Origin of the sequence: Amycolatopsis sp. NPDC049691 (assembly GCF_040675005.1) — a bacterium.
Lineage (GTDB): Bacteria > Actinomycetota > Actinomycetes > Mycobacteriales > Pseudonocardiaceae > Amycolatopsis.
The window spans coordinates 1,817-17,018 of the sequence record NZ_JBFANX010000046.1 but is presented as its reverse complement, the minus strand read 5'-3'; the positions used below and the strand labels follow the sequence as shown (position 1 = coordinate 17,018).

Here is a 15,202-nt window from a genome sequence, read left to right as displayed (position 1 = left end):
GCGGGGGGCCCCCCCCCTCGGGGGGGGGGCGGGGGGCGGGGTGTGTGGTGGGGGGGGGGGGCTCACCCCCCCCCCCCCACCCCCCCACGACCGCGGCGGCCGGGTCAGGCGCCCGGCACCACCGCCGTGGCGCCGGCCGGCCGGAACGTCCGCTCCGCCGGGTCGAACAGGTACACCTGGGCCGTCCCGACTGCGAAGTACATCCCGGTCAGCTGGACCTTCCCCGCCGCTTCGGCGGCCGCCACCGACGGGTACTCCCGCAGGTGCTCCAGCTGCTGCAGCACGTTGTGCAGCGCCAGCCGATCCCCCTCGCGGTCGGGCACCCCACCGTCCAAAGTGGCCGATCCGGTCCGGTGCGCGCTCGGCTCCGCGTGCCTCAGCCAGACCGACAGCGGCCCCGCGGGCGGCCCCTCGGCCAGCGCCGCCATCGCGCCGCAGCCGGAATGGCCGCACACCACGATCTCCTCGACGCCGAGCACCCCGACCGCGTACTCGATCGACGCGTTCATCGACGGGTCCGCCTGGCCCGGCGGCACCAGGTTGCCGATGTTGCGGATGGTGAACAGGTCGCCGGGGCCGCTCGTCGTGATCAGGTTCGGCACGATCCGGGAGTCGCCGCAGGTGATGAACAGGGTGCGGGGGCGCTGGCCGTCCGCGAGGCCGGACAGCGTGTCGCGCAGCAGCGGGGCCGCCCGGCGGTGGAACTCCGTCGCGCCGCGGCGGGTCTGCTGGGCCGGGATGCCTTCCACCGCCTGCCATTCCGACCACGGCGCGAGCCAGCGCGGCACCGCCCGGCTCGCGGCCAGCCGGGACCGCGTCGGCCGCCCGGCCTTGCCTTCGCCGAACCACGGGTGGCCGACCTCGTCGACGTCGACCGTGCCGCCGGCCCGCTCGTGCGCCTGCTGCCAGGTGTGCAGGCTCTCGAACGCGGCGTGGTCGAGGTAGTCGACGACCAGCTCCAGCCGCACCGGCACCCCGGCCGGGATGCCGCCGAGGATCTTCGACAGCCGCGGCACCGACAGGAACGTCAGGACGCCTTCGACGACCACGCGCCAGGCGTCCTCCTCATGTTCAACGTGAATGCCCGACCACAACGTGCGGCGCAGCATCAGCACCAGCGCCAGCCCGATGCCCGCGAGCACTCCGGTGAGCAGGTCGAACACCACGACGCCGCCGAGGGTGAGCAGGTAGACGGGCAGGTCGCCGTGCGCGAAGACGGTCTTCATGTGCCCGGGGTTGACCAGCTTCGCGCCGACGTGCACCAGCAGCCCGGCCAGCGCGGCCAGCGGGATGCTCTGGATCAGCCCGGCGAGCAGGACGACGAACAGCAGCACCCAGACGCCGTGCAGCACCGCGGACGCCCGGGTCCGCGCGCCGGCCGCCACGTTGGTGGAGCTGCGGACGATGACGCCGGTGACCGGCAGGCCGCCCAGGGCGCCGGAGACCATGTTGGCCGCGCCCTGACCGACGAGCTCGCGATCCAGGTTGGCGCGCGGGCCCGTGTGCATGCGGTCGACCGCGACCGCCGAGAGCAGGCTTTCGACGCTGGCGATCAGCGCGATGGTGACGACGGCGAGCGCGAACCCGCCCCAGCCGCCGTCCGGCAGCTGCGGGACCAGGTGGACGTTCAGCAGGTCACCGGGCAGTTCGACGCGCGGCAGCGTCATCCCGGTGACGACGGACAGGACGGTGGCGACGGCGATCGCGGCCAGGGGGCCGGGAACGCGCTGCACGGCCTTCGGCAGCCGCGGCCAGACGAGCAGGATCGCGATGGTGAGCAGGCCGATCAGCGCGGCGGAGTCGTGGTGGGCGACGAGCTGGCCGGGCAGCTCGGCGATGTTCTCGAGCGCGGAGCTCTGGGCCTTGCCGCCGAGGATGACGTGCAGCTGGCCGAGCACGATCGTGACGCCGATGCCGGCCAGCATGCCGTGCACGATGGCCGGCGAGATGGCCAGCGCGGCGCGGGCGATGCGGCTCAGCCCGAGCAGGATCTGACACGCCCCGGCGGCGACGGTGATCGCGCAGGTGACGACCCAGCCGAACGTCTGGATGGTTTCGGCCATGACGACGGTCAGGCCGGCGGCGGGCCCGCTCACCTGGAGCGCGGAGCCGCCGAGCGCGCCGGCGACGATGCCGCCGACGACGGCGGCGACGAGCCCGGCGGCGACCGGCGCGCCCGAAGCGAGGGCGATACCGAGGGACAGGGGGACAGCGACGAGGAAGACGACCAGTGAGGCCGGCAGGTCGTGGCGGAGCACGGCGAGGGGTCTCATGATCACCATGCAACCGGAAATCGTGTGAAATGTCCGCTATGCACCACTCGATCGGGTGAACAACTGGCCACATTTAGCCTGAACGTCACAAATCGGACAGGCAGTTAACCCGCCGTTCACAAGATCAAATCTGTCGGGCGACAGTTGAATCCCGTACCACACAAGGGTTTCCGCTCACCGGCACAAGCGCCCCAATGTGGCCTTGGTTGCGTCAGACGCACCCAATGTGGCCTTCGGTGCGTCTGACGCACCGAAGGCCACATTGGGGCGCTCGGGTCAGTGCTCCAGGGCACCGGCCGGGACGAACCCGCGCGCGGCATCGTCCAAAAGGGACACTTGCGCGGCGCCGACGTCGAAGTACATGCCCGTCAGCCGGAGCCCACCGCGCGCCAGCGCCGCGGCGACCACCGGGTAGCCGCGCAGGGTTTCCAGCTGCTGCACCACGTTCTGCAGCGCGAGCTGGTCGGCCTCGGCGGCCGGACGCTCGCCGCCGAGCAGCAGCGGCGCCTCACGGCTCCGCCGACGCAGCGTCGCTTCGCCGTGTCGCAACCAGCTGCCGAGCTGCACCAGCCCGTCCGGCGCCTGGCCGAGCAACGCCTTCATCGCCCCGCACCCGGAATGCCCGCACACCACGATCTCCGCGACGCCCAGCACCCCGACGGCGTACTCGATCGCCGCGCCGACCGACGAGTCGTCGCCGTCGGCGGGCGGGACGAGGTTGCCGATGTTCCGCACGGTGAACAGGTCACCCGGCCCACTGGTCGTGATGAGGTTCGGCACGATCCGCGCGTCGCCGCAGGTGATGAACAGCGTGTGCGGCTGCTGGCCGTGCGCCAGCCCGTCCCACGTCTCGCGCAGCAGCGGTGCCGTCCGGCGCTGGAACTCCGAAGCACCACGGCACAACAGGGAACTGGCCGTGCGCTGGGCGGGCAGCACGACGTGCTCGGCCTGCCACTGCGACCACGGCGCGAGCCACCGCGGGACGACGCGCGCGGCGACGCTGCGGCGCACGGTCGGCGCGCCCGCGGTGCCGCGTTCGAACCACGGGTGCCCGATCTCGTCGACCGTCACCGGCCCGGCGTGCGCCTGCTGCCAGCCGCGCAGGCAGTCGAACGCGGCGTGGTCGAGGTAGTCGACGAGCAGCTCGAGGGTGACCTCGGCGTGCGGCGGCACGTCGGCGAGCACCCGGGTCAGCCGCGGCACGGACAGGAACGTCAGCGCGCCTTCGATCACGACGCGGTGGCGGTCGCCGTCCCGCCCCGTGCTTTCCCTTTCGACGTGAATGCCGGAGAAGATCATCCGCCGCAGCATCATCGCGAGCGCCAGCAGGATCCCCGCCGCGACGCCGGTGAGCAGGTTGACCGCGACCGCGCCGGCCAGCGTCACGCCGTACACCGGCAGGTCGCCGTGGCGCCGGACTTCCTTGAGCCCGTGCAGGTTCACCAGCTTCGTCCCGACGTACACCAGCAGCGCGGCGAGCGCCGCGAGGGGGATCAGCCGCAGCACGCCGGTCAGCAGCAGGCAGGCGGCGAGGATCCAGCAGCAGTGCAGGATCGCCGACGCGCGGGTGCGCGCCCCGGCCTCGTAGTTGGTCATGCTGCGCACGATGACGCCGGTGACCGGGAACCCGCCGAGCGCGCCGGCGGCGACGTTCGCCGCGCCCTGCCCGACGAGCTCGCGGTCGAGGTCGGTGCGCGGGCCGCCGCGCAGCTTGTCCACCGACACCGCGGACAGCAGGCTCTCCAGGCCGGCGATGAGCGCGATGGTGACGGCGGCGACGACGAAGCTCCCCCAGCCGCCGTCCGGCAGCCGCGGCACGACGTGCAGCGCGGGCAGCCCGGCCGGGAGGTCGACGCGCGGCAGGGACATGCCGGTCAGGACGGACAGCCCGGTGGCCAGCGCGACCGCCGCCAGCGGCGCGGGGACGCGGCGGACGGCCTTGGGCAGCCGTGGCCAGGCCAGCAGCACCGCGAGGGTGACCACGCCGATCAGCACGGCCTGGTCGTGGTGCGCGGCAATCCGCCCCGGCAGCGCGAGGACGTTGGCCAGTGCCGAACCCTGCGCCGAGCCGCCGAGCACGACGTGCAGCTGGCCGAGCACGAGCGTGACGCCGATGCCGGCCAGCAGTCCGTGCACGATGGCCGGCGACACGGCGAGCGCGGCGCGGGCCAGGCGCGTCAGGCCGAACAGGATCTGGAGCAGGCCCGCGGCGACGGTGATCGCGCAGGTGACGGGCCAGCCGTGGGTGGCGATCGTGTCGGCCAGCACCACGGTGAGGGCGGCGGAGGGACCGCTGACCTGCAGCGGCGATCCACCGAAGAGGCTCGCGACCAGCCCGCCGACGACGGCGGAGATCAGGCCCGAGAGCAGTGGGGCCCCGGCGGCGAAGGCCACGCCGAGGGACAGGGGGACGGCGACGAGGAAGACGACTATCGAAGCGAGGAAATCGTGGTTGAGGTTCTCCAGGAACCGCGGGGTCCTCGGGGGGCCGGTGTCGTGTTCTCCGCGAACGATCTCGATCATGGGGGCAGGATCGCCGAAACCGCGCGAAAAGTCCGCTACGCAAGCATTTCTCGCGTTTGTCCCGGTACGCATCCGGTCGGTTCCCCGGACCGTTCAGGCGAAAACCACCGCGGCAACCTCCGCCGATCGCGTGGTGTGGATCTTGCTCCGGCACTCAGCGCGACGATGAGGGACCTTCGGGTCTCGCTGTGCCCGTGGTCACACCCGATGTGCTGAATTCACGCCTTTTCCGCGACCGCGAGCATCGCGCGGGTGATCACGGCGAGGTCGTCGTCAGTCGAAACGTACGGCGGCATCGCGTAGACGAGGTCCCGGAACGGCCGCAGCCAGGCGCCGTGCCCGGTGCCGACCTCCGTGGCCACCGCCATGTCGACGGGGTGGTCGAGCTGCAGCACGCCGATCCCGCCGAGCACCCGGACGTCCACCACCGAGCCGAGGTCACGCGCCGGCGCGAGGCCGTCGAGCAGGCCCTTCTCGAGCCGGTTGACGTCGGCGCGCCACGCGCCGCCGGAGAGCAGGCCGAGCGAGGCGTTGGCGACCGCCGAGGCCAGCGGGTTGCCCATGAACGTCGGCCCGTGCGCCAGGACCGGCAGCGCGCCGCGGGAGATCCCGGCCGCGACCTCCGGCGTGCACAGCACGGCCGCCATGCTGAGGTAGCCGCCGGTCAGGGCCTTGCCGACGCAGAGCACGTCCGGCGTCACGCCCGCGTGCCCGGCGGCGAAGAGCGCGCCGGTGCGGCCGAAGCCGGTGGCGATCTCGTCGAAGATCAGCAGGACGTCGTGGGCCTCGGTCAGCTCCCGCAGCGCGCGCAGGTAGGCCGGGCTGTGGAACCGCATCCCGCCCGCGCCCTGCACGACCGGTTCGACGATCACCGCGGCCAGTTCCCCGGCGTGCGCGCCGATCGCGTCGGCCAGGGTGTCCACATAGGACTCGTCGGGCGGCGCGTCGAACCCGGACGGCGGGGCGGGCACGAAGACCTGCTCGGGCAGGACGCCGCGCCACAGCGAATGCATGCCGCCGTCGGGGTCGCAGACGCTCATCGGCGTGAACGTGTCGCCGTGGTAGCCGCCGCGCCAGGTCAGCAGCTTCCGCTTCTCGGGCAGCCCGCGCGACCGCTGGTACTGCAGGCACATCTTCGCGGCGACCTCGACCGACACCGAGCCGGAGTCGCAGAGGAAGACGTGCTCGAGCCCGTCGGGCGTGAGGTCGACGAGGGTCTTCGCGAGGGTGATCGCGGGCTCGTGCGTCAGGCCGCCGAACATGACGTGGCTCATCCGGCCGGCCTGCGCGGCGAGCGCGGCGTCGAGCACGGGGTGCCGGTAGCCGTGGATGGCCGACCACCACGACGACATCCCGTCGACGAGCTCCCGGCCGTCGGCGAGCTTCAGCCGCACGCCGCTCGCCTCGGTGACCAGCAGCGAGGGCACCTTCGCCGGCATCGGCGCGTAGGGGTGCCACACGTGCTGGGCGTCGAGGGCGAGCAGGTCGGCGGAGTCCATCCGCCGACCCTACGTCGTCAGTGCAGCCGAACGGGCAGTGCCTCCAACCCGTGCACCAGTGAGCTGTACCGGTAGACCAGCTCGTCCGGCTTCGCGTCCAGCGCGAGGTCCGGGAACCGCGCCAGCAGGCCGGCCAGCGCGACCTCGGCCTCCAGCCGGGCCAGTGGCGCGCCGACGCAGTAGTGGATGCCGTGGCCGAACGCGAGGTGGCCGCCCGCCGCCCGCGTGACGTCGAGCCGGTCCGGCTCCGGGAACCGCTCGCCGTCGCGGTTCGCGCCCAGCAGCGAGATCAGCACGAACTCGCCCTCCGGGATGGTCACTTCGCCCGCCTCGACCGGCTCGGCGGTGAACCGGAGCGTGGCCAGGTGGATCGGGCCGTCGAAGCGGAGGAACTCCTCGACCGCGCCCGGCATCAGCGACGGGTCGGCGCGCAGCAGGGCGAGCTGTTCCGGCTCGCGCAGCAGCGCCAGGACGCTGTTCGCGATCAGGTTCACCGTGGTCTCGTGCCCGGCGACCAGCAGCAGGAACGCCATCGCGATGAGCTCGTCACCGGACAGCGAATCGCCGTCGTCGCTCGCGTGCACCAGGTCCGACAGCAGGTCCTCGGCCGGCTCGGCGCGCTTCTGCTCGACCAGGCCGGTGAGGTAGCCGAGCATGCTCTGCGCCGCGTGCTGCGCGTCCTCCGGCGTCGACGGGCTCAGCAGTGTCTTCGACCACGCCGAGAACTCGTTCCGGTCCTCCGGGGCGACGCCCAGCAGCTCGCAGATCACCGTGATCGGCAGCGGCGCGGCGAACGACGGCAGCAGGTCCACCCGCTCCTGCCCGGCCAGCGCGTCCAGCAGCTCGGCGGTGATCTCCTCGATCCGCGGCCGCAGCCGGGCCACCGTGCGGCCGGTGAACGCCTTGTTCACCAGCTTGCGCAGCCGCGAGTGGTCCGGCGGGTCGGTGTTGAGCATGTGCCGCCCGAGCGCCTCGCCGAAACCGCCCTGGTTGGTCGCCCCGGCCGGGAGCTTCGCTTCGAACAGCTCGTACGCGCGCCGGTTGTCCTTGTGCAGCCGCGGATCCGCCAGCAGGGCCCGCGCCTGCGCGAAGTCCGTCACGATGTAGCAGTCCAGGCCGCGCGGCATCCGCACGCGGCGCACCGGCCCGTCCGCCCGGAGCAGCTTCGCGAACAGGTGCGCGTCCTGCGCGAAGTCCTCGGCCACTTCCACGGTCGTCATCCCGCCCCCAAGAGTCCGCTCAGCGCTCGGCGAGTGCCGCCACCACGCGCTCGGTCACGTCCTGCCAGTATGCCCGCTGTTCCTCGCGTTCCTCCGCGCCCGAAAGCCATTCCTGGTGGAACCGCAACGTGGTCTTGGCGCCCGAGCCGCTCAGCCGCACCTGCACCGTCGAGTCGTGGTCCCAGTCGCTCGGCCGCCAGGTCAGCCGCACCCGGTCCCCCTCGACGAAGCTGCGGATCTCGCCGACCGTGCCGTTCGCCGTCTCGTACTCCGCGCCCGGCTCCCGCGGCAGCTCGACGCCCGGCCCCAGCCAGATCTCGACGCCGTCCCGGCTGACCAGGAAGTCCCACACCGTGCCGGCCGCGTACGGCAAGGTCCGCGAAACCCCGATGTTCCAGCCCACATCGGCCGTCTTCCCCACTGAAGAACTCATGCGGCCATCCTCCCACCGGGGTACGACAAAACCGGTCCCCGGTACGGGTGCAGGATCGTCAACCGTGCGCTACCGCCCCATCTCCCCCGCCGTCCTGGCCGAAGAACTGACCGACCGCATCGACGCGCTCACCGGGCGGCGGCGGATCGCGGTCGCCGTCGACGGCGCGGCGGGCGCGACGGAGACCACGGAACTCGCCGACGCCCTGGTCGACCCGCTGCGCCTGCGCGGCCGCGCGGCCCTGCGCGTGTCTGCCCGCGACTTCCTGCGGCCGGCGTCCCTGCGCTTCGAGCACGGCCGCACCGACCCCGACGCCCGCTACACCGACTGGCTCGACGTGGGCGCCCTGCGCCGGGAGGTCCTCGACCCCCTCGGCGAAGACGGGTCGGGCCAGGTCCTGCCGTCGCTGTGGGACGCCGAGCGCGACCGCGCGACCCGCGCCGAGCGCGTGCCGGTGCCCGAGGGCGGGGTCGTGCTCGTCGACGGCGAGCTGCTGCTGGGCGCCGGCCTGGCGTTCGACCTGGCCGTGCATCTGTGGCTCTCCCCCGCGGCCCTGCGCCGCCGCGTGCCGGACGCCTGGGCGGTGCCCGCCTACGAGCGGTACGAAGCCGAGGTGGACCCGAGCGCGCTGGCCGACGTCGTCGTGCGCGTCGACGATCCGCGGCACCCGGCGCTCTACACGCCCTAGCGGACGACCGCCACCGGGTCGCCGTCCAGCAGGCCGGCCAGCCGCCCGGCCATGGTGTCCCAGCGCCAGTTCTCCGTCACCCAGGCCCGCCCGGCCTCGCCCATCCGCTTCGCGCGCACCGGGTCGGCCAGCAGGCTGGCCACGGTATCGGCGAGCTGATCGGTGTCGCGGCCTTCGACGACGTGCCCGGTGACCTCGTCGAGCACCGCTTCGGGCGCGCCGCCGGAGTTGCCCGCGACCACCGGCAGGCCGGTCGCGGAAGCCTCCAGGTAGACGATGCCCAGCCCTTCGACGTCGAGGCCCTTGCCGCGGGTGCGGGCCGGCATGGCGAAGACGTCGCCCGCGGCGTAGTGCGCCGGCAGCTCGGCCCACGGCACGGACCCGGTGAGCACGACGTCGCGCGCCAGGCCCAGCTCGGCAACCAGCCCGGCGAGGGTCTTGCGGTACGGGCCGCCGCCGACGACGAGCAGCGCCGCGTTTGGGACCCGCTCGCGGATCTTCGGCAGGGCACGGATCAGCTGGTCCTGCCCCTTGCGCGGGACGAGCCGGGACACGCACACCACGGTCGGGCGGTCGGAAAGGCCGTGCCGCGCCCGGATTTCCGCGCGGCCGGCGGGGTCCGGTTTGTACAGCTCGGTGTCCACACCGGACGGCAGCAGCTCCAGCCCGGCCATCGGGCCGAAGGCGGCGGCGAACCGGCCGCGGGTGTAGCGGCTGACGTAGGTGACGACGTCCACGGTGTCACCGATGCGCCGCAACGCCTGCCTGCTCCCGGGGAGCATGGACCAGCCGACCTCGTGGCCGTGCGTGGACGCCACGATCCGCCGCGCACCGGCCTGGCGCAGGGAATGCCCCAGCAACGCCAGCGGTGCGGCCGCGCCGAACCAGACGGCTTCGCAGCCCCTCGCGCGCATGATCTGCTTCGCGCGGCGAAGGACGTCCGGCGTCGGCAGCATCAGCGACGTCGGGTGCCGGACGACTTCGAACGGCGCTTCGGCGTCGAACTCCTCGTGCGACCCCGTGCGCGACTCCCACGACGGCGCGTAGACGACCAGGTCGTCCGCCGGCAGCCGGGCGGCGAGGGAGTTCAGGTAGTTCTGGATCCCCCCGGGCCGCGGCGGGAAGTCGTTGGTCACGAGCAGGGTCTTGAGCACGCCTCAGAGGCTAGCGGCCGCCACCGACAGCAAAGGGGCGGCACCGCTTGTGCGGTACCGCCCCTTCGTGGTGCTCAGGTCAGGACGTCGGGCGCCGGGCGCCCGCGTACTGGCTCTGCAGCGGCGAGATCTTCACCACGTCGCCGGTGTCGGGCGCGTGGACCATCTTGCCGTCGCCGATGTACATGCCGACGTGCGAAACGGGCGAGTAGTAGAACACGAGGTCGCCCGGCTGGAGCTGGTCCCGCGGCACCGCGGCGCCGAAGGTGGACTGCTCGCGGCTCGACCGCGGCAGCGTGATGCCGGCCTGCTTGTAGGCCCACAGCATCAGGCCCGAGCAGTCGAACTGGTTCGGGCCGGTGGCACCCCAGCTGTACGGGCTGCCGAGCTTGCTCAGCGCCGCGTCCAGCGCGGTCTGGGCGGCCGCGGTGGGGGCCTTGAGCCCGGTGGGCGAGCCGCCGGTGTCCCGCTGCTGGGCCTTGTCGAGCGCGCTCAGGCTCTTGTTGGCGGCCTTGAGCTGCTCGATCTGGTCGTTCAGCGTCTTCTGCTTGGCCTTGATGTCGTCGGTCAGCTTGGCCGCGGCGTCACGCGCTTCGGTCGCGCGCTTGGCGGCGTCGGAAGCCTTGTTCGCGGCGTCGGTGGCCTGCTGGACGGCACCGGTGAGGTTGCCCATCGCGCCGTTCTTCTCGGTCGCGATGACCTCGAGGGCGGAGGAGCGGTCCAGGAAGTCCTGAGTGGACGTACCGGCCAGCAGCGCGGACAGCTTGTTCAGCTGGACGCCGCTGGTGAACGACGCGCCGGCGAACTTGTCGACCTCGGCCTGGTACTTCTTCTGGTTTTCGGCCGCGACGGCGGCCTGGTCCTTCGCCGCGTTGACGTCGCCGGTCGCCTTGTCGAGCTCGCTCTGCTTGGCCTTCAGGTCGTCCTGGGCCTTGAGCAGGTCTTCGTTGAGCTTTTCGGCCTGTGCCGCGAGGTCGCGGTACTGGGCGAGGGCGTCCGAACCGGTGGGCGGGGCCTGGAGGACGGGGACGGGGGCGGCGGTGGCCGGCGGCTGGGCGATGGTGACGAGGGTGATCACCGAAGCCGCCGCGAGGGCACCTGAAACCACGCGCCTAACTGGATGCGACTGCACGGTCGCGCGGGTCTCCTTTGCGTCTCGGCCGCCGAGGGGACCGGGGCGCGAAGAGGTCGGGGGTTCCTCTTCGCCGCTGTCCCGCACCGCGCGCGAGCCGTCTTCTTCCGCAACAGCTGCAGCGCGGTGGTGGTTCCGGTTCCCAGCTTCCCGACAAAGCTGCGTCCGGCGGCGATCCCGCGTCGCCGCCCTTGTCGGACGGCCGGGGGCCGCGAGATCTCGGACAGGTTACGAAAAGACCGCCTGCTCGTCCACCACCTCGTCGGCAAAAACTCTCCGTAGCGCCGCTAAACCCGATCGGACCTGGGCGGGAGAAAACATGTGATGGGCGTTACACGCTGGGGTTTCCCGGAAGGCCCTTTCGGTCACCGACCGTTCACCTGATCCGATCGACCACTCGGCGCGCCGACACGAAACGGGCGCGTCAAGCGGTCCGCCGTTCCTCGACGAGGCGCAGCCGCGGCACCATCCCGGCGTCGGCGAGCGCGTCCACCGCGCGGCGCTCGTCGGCGTCCCAGACGACCGCGGGCGGCGCGCCGAGCAGAACGCTCACGACGCAGTCGTGGCAGGAGATCCCGCGCACGGCGCAGCGGTCGCAGTCGACCACGACATTCTCGATGTCGGAAACCGAAATGTGCGAGACGTCCACTTCGGACAGCTCGGGGGTGTCGTGCACGGGGTCCTCCTCACGTCGGAACTGACTTGAGGAGGACGGTAAGCGGTACCACCGACAATTTCGGTGGGTCAGACCCGCGAAAGGCGGCTGACCAGCACCGCGGCGGGCGTCGGATGGGCTCCGCCGCCGCGCACGGAGTCCGCGACCGCCCGGTCGGACGTCGCCACCACCATCGGCCGGCCCGCGGGCTCGGCGGCCACGATGTTGCGGATCACGTCGTCGGCGAGGACCCCGCGGTCGGAGAACAGCACCCGGACCCCGCGCGGCACCGAAGCCGGGACCGACAGCACGCCCGCGCCGTCGAACACCACCGTCACCTCGGCCGACGTGCGCGCCGCCAGCGCCGACAGCTGGTGGATCAGCCGGTCGCGCTGGTCGGCCAGCGCCAGCTCGGGGTAGCCGGTCTTCGTGACGTTGTAGCCGTCGACGATCAGGTGCACGTTCGGCAGCGCGAGATAGCGGTCCAACGTGGACACGTCGGCGATCTTGCCGCCCTGGCCGGTGCCGGTGCTGGCACCGCGCACCATGTCGGCGGGCCGGGCGCCGCGCGAGCCGAGGGAGAGCTCGCGGCGCAACCCCGTGACCGCGCCGTCGATCGTGTCGATGAGCAGCGCGAGCCGCACTTCGTCGGCTTCGCGCGCTTCGCGGGCGGATTGGCGGGCGATGTCGGCGTCCGCGGCCGCGCGTTCGGCGCGGGCGCGTTCGTTGGCGACGCGCTGGCGTTCGCGCTCGAGCTGGGCGTTGAGGGCGGCGATTTCTTCCGCGCGGGCGCCGGCCCCGCGTTCGGCGTCCGCCGAAGCCGCTTCGGCCGCGTCCTTGGCCTGGCGGAGCTGGACGCCTTGCTCGCGAAGGCGCTTCAGGAGCTTCTCGACTTCGCCTTCGCGCTCGCCTCGCGCGCTCTCCGCGGCCTTCCTGGCCTCGGCGAGCTCGGCGCGCAGCTGCGCGAGTTCGGCTTCGAGACGCTGGTTGCGGGCCAGCGCGGCGTCGCGTTCGGCGCGCAGGGCGTTTTCCTCGGCGTTCTTGGCGACGAGCCGGACGCGCCCGGCCGCACCGGACTCCCCCAGCAGGACGGCGGCCGCCGCCGCGGCCACCGAGTCGGCCGCGTTCGGGTCGAGGGCGTCCGTGCGGTGCTCGCGCAGCCATTCGATGACGGCGGTCCGGAACTGCGCCGACTCGCCGAGGGCGGTGAGCAGCGCGGCACCGCCCAGCTTCGCCCGCTTGGCCGGGGCGAACTTGGCGACCGGCCGCAGCTGGCGGGGCACGTCCGTGGCGGGCAGCTTGGCCACGGCGGCGGCCGAGAGCTCGGCGATCCGGTCGCGGACCGGCTCCGGGAGGGCCGGCCAGGTGGCCGGTTCGGGCCGTTCGGCGTCCTCCTCAGCCTGCTCCGGAGCCTGCTCCGGGCGCGACGCGACGCCCGACGGACCGGTGGGGTCCTCGGGCGGCTCCGGCACGAGCGGCTGCGGGTGCATTGGTCCAGGGTAGGCCCCGCCCCCGCATCGTGCCCCGCGCGGCACACGGACCGGCGGCGAACGGAAACTGTCGGTGCTCATTCGGGGCTCCGCCCCGGCCGGGGGCTCCGCCACCCGGACCCCCGAAAAACTGTCGGTGCTCATTCGGGGCTCCGCCCCGGCCGGGGGCTCCGCCACCCGGACCCCCGAAAAACTGTCGGTGTCTGCCCTTACTCTCCCGCACATGCGTTCGACCCAGGCACAGCTCGCGTTCGACGAGCTCGGAACCCCCTTGCGGGACACGACTTTCGTGGTGTTCGACCTCGAGACGACCGGCGCGGCGCCCGGCCCGTCGGGCATCACGGAGATCGGCGCGGTGAAGGTGCGCGGGGGCGAGGTGCTCGGCGAGTTCGCGACACTGGTCAACCCGGGGATGGTGATCCCGCCGCAGATCGTCTCGCTGACGGGCATCACGCAGGCGATGGTCTACGACGCGCCGCCGATCGAGGAGGTGCTGCCGGCGTTCCTCGAGTTCATCGGCGGTTCGGTGCTGGTGGCACACAACTCGGGGTTCGACACGTCCCACATGCGGGCGGCGTGCGAAGCACACGGTTACGCCTGGCCGAAGCTGACGGTCGTCTGCACGGTCCGGCTGGCGCGGCGGGTGGTGCCGCGCGACGAGGTCGGCCGGTACAACCTGACGGCGCTGGCGTTGCTGTTCGGCGCACGCACACGGCCGACGCACCGGGCGCTCGACGACGCCCGCGCGACCGTCGACGTGCTGCACGGGCTGCTGGAGCGCGTCGGCAACGTGGGCGTCCATTCGCTCGAGGAGCTGGTGGCGTACCTGCCCGAGGTCACGGTGGCGCAGCGGGCGAAACGCCACCTGGCGGCGGACCTGCCGTCGGCACCGGGCGTCTACCTCTTCAAAGGACCGAAGGAGGAGGTCCTGTACGTCGGCACGGCGAAGGACCTCCGGCGGCGCGTGCGGACGTACTTCACGGGCTCGGAGGGGCGCAGCCGGATCCGCGAGATGGTCGGGCTGGCCGAGCGCGTCGACCACGTCGTGTGCGCGCACGCGCTGGAGGCGGAGGTGCGGGAACTGCGGCTGATCGCGGCGCACAAGCCCGCGTACAACCGGCGGTCGAAGAACCGGCACCAGGGCTGGTGGATCGGGCTGACGGAGGAGGCGTTCCCGCGCCTGTCGGTGGTCCGCCTGCCGCGGCCGGGGGTGCTGGGCCCGTTCCGCAACCAGGCGGACGCCCGCGCGACGGCCGACACCCTGGCCGGGGCCTCGGGGCTGCGGACGTGCACCCAGCGGATCTCCCCGCGGACGGCGAACGGGACCCCGTGCGTGCTGGCGGAGCTGGGCCGGTGCGGGGCGCCGTGCGCGGGCCGGCAGAGCGTGGAGGCGTACGTCCCGGCGGTGGAGTCGGCGTCGGGCCTGATCGCCGGACTGGACGGCGGTCCGCTGCACGTGGCGGCGGCCCAGGTGGAGCGCCTGGCGGAGGGTCAGCACTACGAGCAGGCGGCCCGCCACCGCGACGAGCTGGCGGGACTGATCCGGGCGCTGGGCCGGGCCCACCGCCAGTCGGCGCTGGCGTCGATAGCGGAGCTGATCGCGGCGAGCCCGGACGGAGCGGGCGGCTGGGAGCTGTCGGTGATCCGCTACGGCCGCCTGGCCTCGGCCGGCGTGGCCCGGCGCGGGGTGCCGCCGATGCCGGTGGTGGAGGCGCTGGTGGCCTCGGCGGAGACGGTGCTGCCGGACCCGGGCCCGTTGAACGGGGCACCACCGGAGGAGGTGGGGGTGCTGTTGCGCTGGCTGGCCCGCCCGGGGGTCCGCTTGGTCCGAACGACCAAGCCATGGGCCGAGCCGGCGGCGGTGGCCGGGTGGCGCGGATGGCTGGATCTGGTGTCGAGCGCGCATTCCCTGGAGCACGTGGGGTGAGACCGGGAGCTGGGACGGCCGGGGCCGAGGGCCCGAGGGCCGAGGGCCGGGGGCCGTGGGCCCGGGGGCCGGGGGCCGTGGGCCGTGGACCCGAGCGCCAGGGGCCATGGACCCGGGAGCCGCGCGCCGGGAGCCGCGCGCGGGAGCCGGGAGCCGTGGGCCCCGGGAGCCGGGAGCCGTGGGGCCCGGGGGCCCGGGGGCCCGGGGG

11 protein-coding genes are annotated in these 15,202 nt (G+C 73.2%); 2 read left to right on the top strand and 9 right to left on the bottom strand.

Going from position 1 to position 15,202, the window contains the following annotated elements:
• Positions 1 to 104: 104 nt before the first annotated feature.
• The 5 genes from AB0J40_RS47295 to AB0J40_RS47275 all read right to left on the bottom strand — a co-directional run bounded on the left by AB0J40_RS47295 (position 105) and on the right by AB0J40_RS47275 (position 7,948).
• Positions 105 to 2,282, bottom strand: a complete 2,178-nt coding sequence (locus AB0J40_RS47295; protein ID WP_364467217.1) for a bifunctional SulP family inorganic anion transporter/carbonic anhydrase — start codon at positions 2,280 to 2,282, stop codon at positions 105 to 107.
• A gap of 267 nt (positions 2,283 to 2,549) precedes the next feature.
• The gene (locus AB0J40_RS47290) at positions 2,550 to 4,796 is read right to left on the bottom strand and encodes a bifunctional SulP family inorganic anion transporter/carbonic anhydrase (RefSeq protein ID WP_364467215.1); all 2,247 of its coding nucleotides are present in this window, start codon (positions 4,794 to 4,796) and stop codon (positions 2,550 to 2,552) included.
• 218 nt (positions 4,797 to 5,014) lie between these two features.
• Positions 5,015 to 6,295, bottom strand: coding sequence for an adenosylmethionine--8-amino-7-oxononanoate transaminase (locus AB0J40_RS47285; RefSeq protein ID WP_364467213.1), 1,281 nt, complete (start codon positions 6,293 to 6,295; stop codon positions 5,015 to 5,017).
• 17 nt (positions 6,296 to 6,312) lie between these two features.
• Complete coding sequence (locus tag AB0J40_RS47280) at positions 6,313 to 7,515, bottom strand: cytochrome P450 (RefSeq protein ID WP_364467211.1); 1,203 nt, start codon at positions 7,513 to 7,515, stop codon at positions 6,313 to 6,315.
• Between the two features lie 19 nt (positions 7,516 to 7,534).
• A complete protein-coding gene (locus tag AB0J40_RS47275; RefSeq protein ID WP_364467209.1) occupies positions 7,535 to 7,948 on the bottom strand; it encodes an SRPBCC domain-containing protein in 414 nt (137 codons plus the stop codon).
• 64 nt (positions 7,949 to 8,012) lie between these two features.
• Between AB0J40_RS47275 and AB0J40_RS47270 the strand changes: the two genes are divergently transcribed.
• Complete coding sequence (locus AB0J40_RS47270) at positions 8,013 to 8,636, top strand: uridine kinase (RefSeq protein WP_364467207.1); 624 nt, start codon at positions 8,013 to 8,015, stop codon at positions 8,634 to 8,636.
• On the opposite strand, the gene AB0J40_RS47265 is transcribed toward AB0J40_RS47270, so the two are convergent.
• The 4 genes from AB0J40_RS47265 to AB0J40_RS47250 form a co-directional block, all read right to left on the bottom strand.
• Positions 8,633 to 9,790 carry a glycosyltransferase family 4 protein gene (locus tag AB0J40_RS47265; RefSeq protein ID WP_364467205.1) on the bottom strand — a complete coding sequence of 386 codons (1,158 nt, stop codon included), beginning with the start codon at positions 9,788 to 9,790 and terminating at the stop codon, positions 8,633 to 8,635. The genes AB0J40_RS47270 and AB0J40_RS47265 overlap by 4 nt on opposite strands.
• Positions 9,791 to 9,869: 79 nt before the next feature.
• Positions 9,870 to 10,922 carry an NlpC/P60 family protein gene (locus AB0J40_RS47260; protein WP_364467203.1) on the bottom strand — a complete coding sequence of 351 codons (1,053 nt, stop codon included), beginning with the start codon at positions 10,920 to 10,922 and terminating at the stop codon, positions 9,870 to 9,872.
• Positions 10,923 to 11,346: 424 nt separating this feature from the next.
• The gene (locus tag AB0J40_RS47255; protein WP_364467201.1) at positions 11,347 to 11,598 is read right to left on the bottom strand and encodes a hypothetical protein; all 252 of its coding nucleotides are present in this window, start codon (positions 11,596 to 11,598) and stop codon (positions 11,347 to 11,349) included.
• Positions 11,599 to 11,666: 68 nt separating this feature from the next.
• The gene (locus tag AB0J40_RS47250) at positions 11,667 to 13,067 is read right to left on the bottom strand and encodes an NYN domain-containing protein (RefSeq protein WP_364467199.1); all 1,401 of its coding nucleotides are present in this window, start codon (positions 13,065 to 13,067) and stop codon (positions 11,667 to 11,669) included.
• A gap of 223 nt (positions 13,068 to 13,290) precedes the next feature.
• Between AB0J40_RS47250 and AB0J40_RS47245 the strand changes: the two genes are divergently transcribed.
• Positions 13,291 to 14,994, top strand: coding sequence for a DEDD exonuclease domain-containing protein (locus AB0J40_RS47245; protein WP_364467197.1), 1,704 nt, complete (start codon positions 13,291 to 13,293; stop codon positions 14,992 to 14,994).
• The last annotated feature ends 208 nt before the right edge of the window (positions 14,995 to 15,202 follow it).

Bases quoted from the DNA above. Each gene is read 5' to 3' on its own strand.
- AB0J40_RS47295 (WP_364467217.1), bottom strand. From the start codon at position 2,282: ATGGTGATCATGAGACCCCTCGCCGTGCTCCGCCACGACCTGCCGGCC.
- AB0J40_RS47290 (WP_364467215.1), bottom strand. From the start codon at position 4,796: ATGATCGAGATCGTTCGCGGAGAACACGACACCGGCCCCCCGAGGACC.
- AB0J40_RS47285 (WP_364467213.1), bottom strand. From the start codon at position 6,295: ATGGACTCCGCCGACCTGCTCGCCCTCGACGCCCAGCACGTGTGGCAC.
- AB0J40_RS47280 (WP_364467211.1), bottom strand. From the start codon at position 7,515: ATGACGACCGTGGAAGTGGCCGAGGACTTCGCGCAGGACGCGCACCTG.
- AB0J40_RS47275 (WP_364467209.1), bottom strand. From the start codon at position 7,948: ATGAGTTCTTCAGTGGGGAAGACGGCCGATGTGGGCTGGAACATCGGG.
- AB0J40_RS47250 (WP_364467199.1), bottom strand. From the start codon at position 13,067: ATGCACCCGCAGCCGCTCGTGCCGGAGCCGCCCGAGGACCCCACCGGT.
- AB0J40_RS47245 (WP_364467197.1), top strand. From the start codon at position 13,291: ATGCGTTCGACCCAGGCACAGCTCGCGTTCGACGAGCTCGGAACCCCC.